Genomic DNA, 11,120 nt, shown 5'->3' on the forward strand with positions numbered 1-11,120 from the left:
CCCTCCGGTGTGGGGTTGGCCACACGGGGGGTGGTGTCGGCGTTGGTTACTGACGAGTAGCATCCGGGGAAACGCCAGTGCCGGCTAGGGAGGCTCTCAGTGCCCCGTGAAGTTCGGGATGTCGTCTTTGTTGACGGCGTCCGCACCCCGTTCGGCAAGGCGGGTGGCATGTACGCCAACACCCGCGCCGACGACCTGGTGATCCGCTGCATCCGCGAGCTGATGCGGCGCAACCCGCAGCTCCCGCCGGAGAAGGTGGAGGAGGTCGCCATCGCGGCCACCACCCAGATCGGCGACCAGGGCCTGACCATCGGCCGCACCGCCGCGCTCCTGGCCGGCCTGCCCAAGACGGTGCCCGGCTTCGCCATCGACCGGATGTGCGCCGGCGCGATGACCGCCGTCACGACCGTCGCCAGCGGCATCGCCATGGGCGCCTACGACGTGGCCATCGCCGGCGGCGTCGAGCACATGGGCCGTCACCCGATGGGCGAGGGCGTGGACCCCAACCCGCGGATCATCGCGGAGAAGCTGGTCGACCCGTCCGCGCTGGTCATGGGCGCGACCGCGGAGAACCTGCACGATCGGGTCCCGCACATCACCAAGGAGCGCACCGACGCGTTCGCGCTCGCCTCGCAGCAGAAGACCGCCAAGGCGTACGCCAACGGCAAGCTCCAGGGCGACCTGGTGCCGGTGGCGATCCGCGACCCGGAGGCCGGCTGGGGCCTGGCCACCACCGACGAGGCTCCCCGGGAGACCTCGCTGGAGAAGCTCGCCACCCTGAAGACCCCGTTCCGCCCGCACGGCAAGGTCACCGCGGGCAACGCGGCCGGCCTGAACGACGGCGCCACCGCGGCGCTGGTGGTCGCCGAGGAGACCGCCCGCGAGCTGGGCCTGCCGATCGGCATGCGGCTGGTGTCGTACGGCTTCGTGGGCGTCGAGCCCGAGGTGATGGGTGTCGGCCCGATCCCGTCGACCGAGAAGGCGCTGCGCATCGCCGGCCTGAGCATCGACGACATCGGCCTGTTCGAGCTGAACGAGGCGTTCGCCGTGCAGGTGCTGGCCTTCCTCGACCACTTCGGCATCGCCGACGACGACCCGCGGGTCAACCCGTGGGGTGGCGCGATCGCCATCGGTCACCCGCTCGCCTCCTCCGGCGTCCGGCTGATGACCCAGCTCGCCCGGCAGTTCGCCGAGCACCCCGAGGTCCGCTACGGCCTCACCGCCATGTGCATCGGCATCGGCATGGGCGGCACCGTGATCTGGGAGAACCCGCACTGGGAGGGTGGCAACAAGTGAGCGCGCTCGCCGCACCGAACGAGGTCGTCACCAAGGCGCTGCTGCGCCAGGTGAACGTACCGGGGCTGGACCGTCCCGCCGCCCTCATCACCCTGGACAACGGTTTCGACCACACCAAGCCGAACAGCTTCGGCCCGGGCGGCCTGACCAGCCTGGACGAGGCGATCACCGCCGCCCTGGCGGCGAACCCGGCGTTCGTCGCGGTCACCGGCAAGCCGTACATCTTCTGCGTCGGCGCGGACATCACCAGCCTTCCCCAGCTGGAGAACCGCGAGCAGGCGCTGGAGGTCGGCCGGCTCGGCCACCGGGTCTTCGCCCGGCTCAAGGACAGCGAGGTCCCGACCTTCGCGTTCGTCAACGGCGCGGCCATGGGCGGCGGCCTGGAGCTGGCCCTGCACTGCCACTACCGGACCCTGTCGGCGGGCGCGGCGGCCCTGGCGCTGCCCGAGGTCTCGCTCGGCCTGGTGCCCGGCTGGGGCGGCACCCAGCTGCTGCCGAACCTCATCGGCATCCCGGCGGCGACCCAGGTGATCCTGCAGAACCCGCTCATGCAGAACAAGATGCTCAAGCCGAAGCAGGCGGCCGAGATGGGCATCGCGGACGTGCTGCTGGAGCCGGCCGACTTCCTGGAGCGGTCCCTGGAGTGGGCCGCCGGCGTCGTCAAGGGCGAGGTCACCGTGACCCGGCCCGAGGTCGACAAGGACATGTGGGCGGGCGTGCTCTACTTCGCCCGGCAGACCCTCGACCAGCGGCTGCACGGGGCGGTCCCGGCCGCGTACAAGGCGCTGGACCTGCTGGAGACCGCGAAGGACGCCGACTTCGCGGCCGGCACCGCGGCCGAGGACGAGGCGCTGGCCGACCTGGTCTTCTCCGAGGAGCTGCGCAGCGGCCTGTACGCCTTCGACCTGGTGCAGCGGCGGGCCAAGCGGCCGGCCGGCGCGCCGGACAAGGGCCTGGCCCGCCCGGTCACCAAGGTGGGCATCGTGGGCGCCGGCCTGATGGCCAGCCAGCTCGCCCTGCTCTTCGCCCGCCGCCTCCAGGTGCCGGTCGTCATGACCGACCTGGACCAGTCCCGGGTGGACAAGGGCGTCGGCTACGTGCACGCCCAGATCGAGAAGGCCGTCAGCAAGGGCCGGATGGACAAGGGCACCGCGGCCAAGCTGTACGGCCTGGTCAGCGGCTCGGTCGACAAGTCCGTGTTCGCCGACGCCGACTTCGTCATCGAGGCCGTCTTCGAGGACCTCGGCGTCAAGAAGCAGGTCTGGGCCGAGCTGGAGAAGATCGTCAAGCCGGAGGCGGTGCTCGCCACCAACACCAGCTCGCTGTCGATCACCGAGATGGCCGCCGACCTGGAGCACCCCGAGCGGGTGGTGGGCTTCCACTTCTTCAACCCGGTCGCCGTGCTGCCGCTGCTGGAGATCGTCCGCGGCGAGCGGACCGACGACGCCACCCTGGCGACCGCCTTCGCGGTCGGCAAGCAGCTCAAGAAGTCCAGCGTGCTGGTCAAGGACGCCCCGGCGTTCGTGGTCAACCGGCTGCTGACCCGCTTCCTCGGCACCGTCTTCGCCGCCGTGGACCAGGGCACCCCGCTGGACGTGGCGAACAGCGCGCTGGACCCGCTGGGCCTGCCGATGCGCCCGCTCGCCCTGCTCCAGCTGGTCGGCCCGGCCGTGGCGTACCACGTGGGCGGCACCCTGCACGCCGCCTTCCCGGAGCGGTTCGGCGTCAGCGAGAACCTCAAGCGGATCGCCGACTCGGGCCAGCCGATCGTGGTCGACGACCAGGTCAACGAGGACGTCGCCAAGCTGCTCGTGGTCGGCGACCAGCCGCTCACGGCCGAGCAGGTCCGGCAGAACGCGCTGGACGCGCTGGCCGAGGAGATCCGGCTCATGCTCGACGAGGGCGTCGTCGCCGAGGCGCAGGACATCGACCTGTGCATGATCCTCGGCGCCGGCTGGCCGTTCCACCTGGGCGGCGTCACGCCGTACCTGGACCGGACCGGCACCTCCGAGCGGGTCACCGGCAAGCGGTTCCTGCCCCGCGGGGTCGCCAGCCTGCGGTGACGCCTCCAGCTCGGCGCGTCTGACGCCGCGCCGCGACCTGGAGCCGTCAGGCTGACCCTCTGCCGTTCCACCCTGAGCGCGGTGGCCGGTCGTCCCTCCCGGACGGTCCGGCCACCGCGATCGGCGTTTCCGGCCCGGTCACGACGGGCCGCCGGGTCGTCACCGACCGGACACCCTGCGCTCACCGCCCGATCGGCCCGGTCACGACCCGGTTCCGGTTTCGTCACGTCGGCACTGGTCGGACGATGCCGTGTCGGTGTCGCTCGCTACGATCACGCGTCCGGATTTCTTACAGGAGCTGACACCATGTCCCAGCCGCCGTCCAGTCCCTACCCCGGTTCCTACCCCCCGCCGCACCAGCAGCCCGGCGGCTACCAGCCGCCGCAGCAGCCCTCGTACGGCGGCGGCTACCCGCCGGCTCCCCAGCAGCAGCCGCAGTACGGCGGCGGCTACCCGCAGTCCGGTCAGTCCGGCCAGCAGTACGGCGGGGGCTACCCGGAGAGCGGCCAGCAGTACGGCCAGCAGCCCGGCCAGCAGTACGGCGGCGGTTATGTCGAGACCGGCCAGCCCGGCTACGGCGCCCCGGCCCCGCTGCCGCCGAAGAAGAAGTCAAGCGCCGGCAAGATCCTGCTGATCGTGCTGGCCGTCGTGCTGGTGCTCTGCGTGGGCGGTGGCGCCATCGCCTTCTTCGCCACCAAGGACAAGGTCGGCGAGGTGGTCACGGCCACCAAGACCCGCCTCAACGAGCCCGCCACGCTGGCCGGCCGGCCGAAGGTGACCGAGCCGCAGCTCCAGCAGGCCGCCACGCAGATGAAGTCGGAGATCGCCAAGGACGTCCCGAACGCCACCAGCACGGTCGGCGCCTTCTACGGCGAGCCGGAGAAGAAGGACCTGGTGATGATCGCCGGTGCCTCCGGTGTCATCGCCGACCCGAAGAAGGAGATGGCGGACGCCATCACGGCGATCACCCCCGAGCTGGGCGCCAAGGAGTTCAAGACGGTCAACGCCGGCCCGCTCGGCGGCGACGCCAAGTGCGGCGACGGCAAGACCGAGGACATCCCGGTGGCCGTCTGCATCTGGGCCGACAAGGGCAGCCTGGGCATGGTGGTCGTCTACTTCAAGTCCGCGGCCGAGATCCAGTCGGAGTTCGTCACCATGCGTGGCGAGATCGAGAAGCAGGGCTGAGCCCCCGCAGACCCGGAGGACCGGGCCCCCGCCGTGCGGCGGGGGCCCGGTCCCGTTTCAGCGGTCAGGCCGACGCGGCCCGCTCGGCCGGGCTGCGGCAGACGCAGAACTCGTTGCCCTCGGGGTCGGCGAGCACCACCCAGCCGGTGCCGTCCGGCCGGCGGCGGTCGGCGACGAGGCTGGCTCCGAGGTCGCGCAGGCGCGCCACCTCCTCGTCCCGGGTCCCCTCGGCCGCGTGCAGGTCGAGGTGGAACGCGCCCTTGCCGTGCCGCTCCCCCACCGAGACGAAGAGCAGGTCGGGGCCGTGGCCGCCGGGGGCGGCGAGGACGGCCTCGGGGTCGCCCGGGTGGTCGTCGTCGTTCAGCTTCCGGTCGAGCACCCGGGCCCACCAGCTGGCCAGGGCGTACGGGTCGTCGGTCTCGACGGTGACGCAGTGGATGTGTGCACTCACGGTGCTTTCCTCCTGGATCGGAGTGCGCCCCGCGGGAGTGGAGAAGGTCAGCGGGGGTCGCGGGGCGCGGGACGGTTCACGGTGAACATCGACCACACCCCCTTCCACACGTCGGGCTGACGGACCTGATCATGTCACCACCCCGGGGGCGGGGACAAGCCGGCCCGGCCCCGCGAGGCGGGACCGGGCCGGCAGGAACCCGGGTCACGGGCCGACGAAGACCGCCTTCGCCCGCCAGTCGACGCCGTCGACCGCCGGGCCGCTGCGCACGGTGAACGCCGCGACGGGCGCACCGCCCGCCCAGTCCGTGGCCGACAGCTCGCCGGTGCTGCGGTTGACCTTGTAGAGGGTGCTTCCCGCCAGGAAGACCGACCCGGCGTCGGCGAAGCCGCTCGCCCCGGCGACGGTGAACTTCTCCGCGCCCACCACGCCGCTGTCGGGGGTGAACCAGCGCCAGAACAGGCCGCCCTGCCCGGCGAGCGTGTAGTAGAGCCGGCCGCCGCTGTAGAACATGCCGCTGACGTTGGGGATCTCGGGATAGAAGTTGTTCGTCACGCCGGCGTACGTCTGGCCGGCCGGGCCGGAGTCCGTCTCCACCGCGTCCCAGTAGGCGTCGTGGTACGGGTCGACCGCCGACGCGGGGCCGAAGGTGGACCCGTCGAAGGTGCGCCGCCACAGCGACCCGTTCATCCCGTAGAAGAGCGTGCCGCCGACCCAGAACGCGCCCCGCGCGGTGGACCACGCGGTGCCGTCCGGGACCGCCACCGGGCTGGCCGCGCCGACCGTGGCGACCCCGTCGTACGACCGGACCTGCACCTCGTTCCCGGTGCCCGCGGGCGGGGCGCCGGTCTTGACGATCTCGATGCCGTCGACCAGCGGGTTCTCCACCACGTGCCGGAAGTCCAGGTCGATGGAGCCGTCGCTGACCACGGTGAACGACCGCATGGTGCCCACGTTGTGCCCGACGCCGGCGGAGAGGTCGAGGTCGTCCAGGACGGTCGTGCCCTCCAGGGCCACGTCGAAGATCCGGGAGCCGGCGGCGGCGGTGCCGTCGTACCGGTTGGCCAGGTAGAGCCGGACCTGCACCTCGGTGCCCGCGGGCACCGGGAACTGCCAGCTCATCTCCGGGTCGCCGGCGGGGTCCCAGCGCTCGTCGCTGTAGAGAGCGGCCGGCGTGCCGGCCGGCACGGTGGCGTCCACGGAGCCCACCGGCGCGAAGCCGGCGGTGCTGCTGCCGGCGTTGTGGTACGGGCTGGGGCTGCCGCCGTCGTCGGCCGCCCAGTCCGGCCCGCTGTCCGTCGCGGCGACCAGCGGGCCGCCGGCGTTGACCCGGTACAGCACGTTCGTGGGGGCCGGGACACCGGCCCGGTAGACGTTCCCCGGAAGGGTGGCCGTGGTGGCCGGGTGCGGGGCCGCGCCGCCGGTCAGCGGGAAGAACGCGATCCGCTCCCGCCGGTACTGGAAGTTGCCGATCCACGAGGTGTCCGAGCCGACCCAGAGGCCGGCCGGGGTGACCAGCATCTCGGAGGCGCCGATGCCGCGCGGGTGCCGGCCCGGGTTCCAGGACAGCGGCAGGCCGGTGCGCGGGTCGAGGGCCGCGATGCTGGCCCGGCCGACCGCGCCGGCCTGGGCGGAGTCGCCGCCGAAGCTGTTGTTCAGCCAGCGGAAGTGGCCGCCCACGTAGACCGCCTGCTCGCTGATGCCGACGGACAGGTAGGTGTCGCCGCCGGTGTAGTCGACCCAGGTCGGCTGGAGGTCCGCCCCGGTGGCGCCGGCCTCCCAGCGGGCGGCGGCGTCGCAGAGCGTGCCGCCGTTCGGCGCGCCGGTGGTCACCACCACGAAGTAGCTGCCGTCCGGGGCGAAGGCGATGTCCCGCATGTACGAGTCGAACGCCCACCAGGCGCAGCGCGGGGTGTACCGGTTGGTGTTCCAGTCGGCCACGGTGGCGGCGGTGGCGCCCAGGTCCAGCTTGACGATCTGGTCGTGCAGCACCCCGTCGGCCTTCTTGAAGTTGCCGATCACGACGAGCTTCGTGCCGTCCGGGGAGACGGCCAGCTTGCCGGCCCCGACGCCGGCGTTCGCGCCGCTGACCCCGTCGTAGTTGTGGTGCTCGGTGAGCGCGGTGGTGAGGTAGTTGTCCACCGCCCCGGTGCTCGCGTTCAGCGAGGCGAGGCCGCCGCGCGGGTTGGGGTTGCCGGCCGTGGTGAAGATGCCGCCGACCAGCAGCCGGCCGCCGACCAGGGCGAGGTCGTTGACCAGCCCGTTGAACGCCGGGCCGGCGAAGCTGGTGACCACCGCGCCGGTGGCGACGTTGAGCAGGGCCACCTTGCGCCGGGTGACCCCGTTCACGGTGTTGAACTTGCCGGCCACGAAGACCGTCCCGGCGGTGGGCCCGGCGACCACCGCGTACACCTCGTTGTCGACGGTCGGCGCGAAGGCGGTGTCCACCGTGCCGGTGGCCTTGTCGAAGGCGAGCAGGTAGTTGCGGGTGATGTCGACATCGGACCCACGGTTCTGCACCCGGGTGAACGAGCCGGCCACGATGATCTTCGTGCCGGCGTCGTGGATCGCGTCGACCGTGCCGTCCATGATGTCCGGCGAGGCGGTGGAGGGCGTCGCTCTGACCAGCGTGCTGTGGTCGGGCGCGGCGCCGGCGGGACCGGCCGGGGCCAGCCCGGCGGCGGTGAGCGCGACGGTGGCGAGGGCCACGAGGACACGGCGCTTGAGGGCCGAGGGGTTTGTCACTGGCAGCTCCGGAGGATGGTGCGGACAGGTGTGTCGCCGCACTCACCCTGGGCCACCGGTCACGCGCCGTCCAGCACCGACCACGCTTTCTGCCCGACCACCGCGCCGCTCCCGCCCGACCACCCGGGGCGCGTGGACGGGACAGCCGGGCCGGCCGCACGAACAGGTGGCCGCCCATGGTGGTTCGGCGGCGCGGCGCGTACCGTCGGGCGGCCGCGCGGACGCCGATCGGGCCGTCAGGTGGCCGTGGGGGCGTCGGCCGACGGCAGGGTGACGGTCACCTCCAGGCCGCCGCCCGGCTGGGCGACCGCCTTCACGGTGCCGCCGTGCGCGTCGCACACCGCGCGCACGATGGACAGTCCGAGGCCGGAGCCGCGGGCGCCGGTGCGTTCCTGCCCGCCGCGCCGGAACGGCTCGAACAACCCCGGCACGTCAGCGGGGGCGACCTCGAAGCCGGTGTTGCCGACCACCAGCCAGGACCGCTGCCCGTCGGCGCCGGTCCGCACCCAGAGCCGGCCGTGCAGGTGGTTGTAGCGGACCGCGTTCTCCACCAGGTTGCCGGCGAGCCGGTCGAGCAGCCCCGGGTCACCGACCACCGGGGCGGGCCGCAGCGAGGTGTGCACCTTGAGGCCGATCCGCTCGACCTCGCGGGCCATCGCGGAGAGCGCGTTGGCGGTGCCCACGGCCAGGTCGAACTCGGTGCGGCGGGCCAGCCGGCCGCCCGTCTGCGCCTCGCTGCGGGCCAGCACCAGCAGCGCGTCGACCAGCCCGTTGGCCCGCTCCGAGGCCTCCCGGACCACGCTGGCCATCCGGCGGTACTCGGCGAGGTCCGCCTCGTCGTCGCTGAGCGTCACGTCGATCTCGGTGCGCATCACCGCGAGCGGCGTCCGCAGCTCGTGCGAGGCGTTGGCCACGAACCGCTTCTGCGCCTCGAACGCGGCGCTGATCCGGTCCAGCATGGCGTCGAAGGTCTCGGCCAGCTCGGCCACCTCGTCGTTCGCGCCGGACCAGCCGATCCGCTCGTCCAGGGTGGTCTCGCCGAGCCGGCGGGCGGTGGCGGTGACCTGGTGCAGCGGGCGCAGCGCCCGGCCGGCCACCGCGTACGCGCCGGCGACCCCGACCATGCTGATCGCCACGAGCGCCACGAGGCCCTTGACCAGCAGTTCCCGCTCGTCGGTGGGGCGCAGCGCGTCCCGGACCAGCAGCCAGGCCAGCAGCACCAGGACCGCTCCGGCCCCGACGAGCAGCACCCCGTTGAGCAGGGTGAGCCGCAGCCGCAGGGTGGGCCGCAACCGGCTACGCCCGCTCATGCGGGAACCTCGCCGATCCGGTAGCCCGCGCCGACCACCGTCTCGATGAGCGGCGGGTCGCCGATCTTCTTGCGCAGCGTCATCACGGTGACCCGGACGATGGTGGTGAACGGGTCGGTGTTGGCGTCCCAGACCCGCTCCAGCAGCTCCTCGCTGGAGACCACCGCGCCGCGCGCCTTGATCAGCTCGGCCAGCACACCGAACTCCTTGTTGGTGAGGTCGACGGGCTCGCCGCGGCGGCTGACCACCCGGCGGGCCGGGTCGAGCACCAGGTCGGCCACCGCCAGCACCGGCGGGGCGGCGGGCGTGGCCCGCCGGCCCAGCGCCTGCACCCGGGCGACCAGCTCGTCGAAGGCGAACGGCTTGGGCAGGTAGTCGTCGGCGCCGAGCTGCAACCCCTCCACCCGGTCGGCGACCGTGCCGCTGGCCGTCAGCATCAGCACCCGGGTGAGCGCCCCGGAGGCGACCAGGTCGGCGCAGATCCGGTCGCCGTGCACGCCGGGCAGGTCCCGGTCCAGGATCACCACGTCGTAGCGGGTGACGAAGGCGGCCTGGTGCCCGGCGTCGCCGTCGTAGGCGACGTCGACCGCCATCCCGCGCTTGCGCAGCCCGCGCGCGATCGCGTCGGCGAGGTTGCGCTCGTCCTCGACCACCAGTACCCGCATCCCGGCCTCCCGCCTCGTGACCTCCCACAACCTAGTGCGGCCCGCCAAGCCTCCCGCGCCCGCCGTCGTTGCAAAAAATCTTCGGGTACGCGATGCTCGCCGGCAGTGAGCGACAACCGCCCGGCCACCGGCCCGGGTCCGAGCCGACGGGAGCCCGCATGACCGCTGTCGACCCCGGCCGGGACGTCACCTACCACCGCTTCCGCTTCCCGGCGGACCTGCACCTGGGCAGCGCCGACGGGGTGGCCGCCGGCCCGGACGGGCTGGTGCTGGCGGCGCCGGCCGACCGGGTGGAGCACACCGACCCGCACTCCGGCGACACGTCCGGGTACGACGCGGCGACCTGGACCTCCCCCGTCGTGCCGGTCGGCTTCGCCGCCGCCGAACTGGTCCCCTCGTGGACCGCCGACGCCCCACCCGGCTGCTGGCTGCGGGTGGAGCTGCGCGGCTGGTCCGGGGACGCCGCCACCACCGGCTGGTACGAGCTGGGCCGGTGGGCCGCCGACGACACCACGATCCACCGCTCCTCGGTGCCCGGTCAGGCGGACGGAGCCGCCCGGGTCGCGGCCGACACGCTGCTCGTGACCGGCGCGACGGTCACCGGCTGGCAGGTCCGGGTCACCCTGCTGCGCCGCCCCGACGCCCCGACCGGCCCGGTGCTGCGCACGCTCGGGGTGGTCGCCTCGGCCGGCCACACCCCCGGCACGCCGGCCACCCGGACGGGCGCGACCGGCGGTCCGGCGACCCCGCCGGCCCCGCGTTCCGGGGCGACCGGTGACGCGCGGGGCCGGGTGCTGGACGTGCCCCGCTACGCGCAGCGGCTGCACGCCGGCGGGGAGACCCGCTGGGGCGGCGGCGGTGACTCCTGGTGCAGCCCCACCTGCGTCTCGATGGTGCTCGACTTCTGGGGCGCCGGCCCCACCCCGGACCGGTACGCCTGGGTCGCCCCGCCCGGTCCCCGGCCCGTGGTGGTGCACGCCGCCCGGCACTGCTACGACCACGCGTACGCGGGGGCCGGGAACTGGGCGTTCAACACCGCGTACGCGGGGCTGCACGGGGTGGACGCCTTCGTCACCCGGCTGCGTTCGCTGGCCGAGGCGGAGCGGTTCGTGGCCGCCGGCATCCCGCTGATCGTCTCGGCGGCCTTCAGCCGGGGACAGGTGCCCGGGCTGGACTACGACACCCGCGGGCACCTCATCGTGCTGGTCGGGTTCACGGCCGACGGCGATCCGGTGCTCAACGACCCGTACGCCCCGGACGACGACGGGGTCCGCCGGACCGTGCCCCGGGCGGCGTTCGAGGCGGCCTGGCAGGGCGGCAGCGGCGGGGTCGTCTACGTGGTGCGGCCGGAGTCGGTGCCGCTGCCCCCGGCGCCCGCGCAGCCCAACTGGTGACTCCGCCGCGG

8 protein-coding genes are annotated in these 11,120 nt (G+C 73.5%); 4 read left to right on the plus strand and 4 right to left on the minus strand.

The window, feature by feature from the left end; all coding sequences use genetic code 11:
- Nucleotides 1-99: 99 nt before the first annotated feature.
- The 3 genes from FXF50_RS14060 (at nucleotide 100) to FXF50_RS14070 (ending at nucleotide 4,544) form a co-directional block, all read left to right on the plus strand.
- On the plus strand, nucleotides 100-1,296 hold the full coding sequence (locus FXF50_RS14060; protein WP_091311743.1) for a thiolase family protein: 1,197 nt from the start codon (nucleotides 100-102) through the stop codon (nucleotides 1,294-1,296).
- A complete protein-coding gene (locus tag FXF50_RS14065; protein ID WP_148427938.1) occupies nucleotides 1,293-3,359 on the plus strand; it encodes a 3-hydroxyacyl-CoA dehydrogenase NAD-binding domain-containing protein in 2,067 nt (688 codons plus the stop codon). Before FXF50_RS14060 ends, FXF50_RS14065 begins: the two co-directional genes overlap by 4 nt.
- 306 nt (nucleotides 3,360-3,665) lie before the next feature.
- On the plus strand, nucleotides 3,666-4,544 hold the full coding sequence (locus FXF50_RS14070) for a hypothetical protein (RefSeq protein WP_148427944.1): 879 nt from the start codon (nucleotides 3,666-3,668) through the stop codon (nucleotides 4,542-4,544).
- Nucleotides 4,545-4,608: 64 nt separating this feature from the next.
- On the opposite strand, the gene FXF50_RS14075 is transcribed toward FXF50_RS14070, so the two are convergent.
- From FXF50_RS14075 to FXF50_RS14090, 4 genes are all read right to left on the minus strand, one after another.
- Nucleotides 4,609-4,995 carry a VOC family protein gene (locus tag FXF50_RS14075; RefSeq protein ID WP_148427946.1) on the minus strand — a complete coding sequence of 129 codons (387 nt, stop codon included), beginning with the start codon at nucleotides 4,993-4,995 and terminating at the stop codon, nucleotides 4,609-4,611.
- Between the two features lie 204 nt (nucleotides 4,996-5,199).
- Nucleotides 5,200-7,740: a malectin domain-containing carbohydrate-binding protein gene (locus tag FXF50_RS14080; protein WP_148427948.1), complete on the minus strand. Its 2,541-nt coding sequence runs from the start codon at nucleotides 7,738-7,740 to the stop codon at nucleotides 5,200-5,202.
- 236 nt (nucleotides 7,741-7,976) lie between these two features.
- Complete coding sequence (locus FXF50_RS14085) at nucleotides 7,977-9,050, minus strand: cell wall metabolism sensor histidine kinase WalK (RefSeq protein ID WP_187399666.1); 1,074 nt, start codon at nucleotides 9,048-9,050, stop codon at nucleotides 7,977-7,979.
- Nucleotides 9,047-9,715, minus strand: coding sequence for a response regulator transcription factor (locus FXF50_RS14090; RefSeq protein WP_148427950.1), 669 nt, complete (start codon nucleotides 9,713-9,715; stop codon nucleotides 9,047-9,049). Before FXF50_RS14090 ends, FXF50_RS14085 begins: the two co-directional genes overlap by 4 nt.
- A gap of 158 nt (nucleotides 9,716-9,873) precedes the next feature.
- Between FXF50_RS14090 and FXF50_RS14095 the strand changes: the two genes are divergently transcribed.
- Nucleotides 9,874-11,109 carry a peptidase C39 family protein gene (locus FXF50_RS14095; RefSeq protein WP_255510026.1) on the plus strand — a complete coding sequence of 412 codons (1,236 nt, stop codon included), beginning with the start codon at nucleotides 9,874-9,876 and terminating at the stop codon, nucleotides 11,107-11,109.
- Nucleotides 11,110-11,120 lie beyond the last annotated feature (11 nt).

Source organism: Micromonospora sp. AP08 (assembly GCF_008085935.1).
GTDB classification, from domain to species: Bacteria; Actinomycetota; Actinomycetes; order Mycobacteriales; family Micromonosporaceae; genus Micromonospora; species Micromonospora chersina.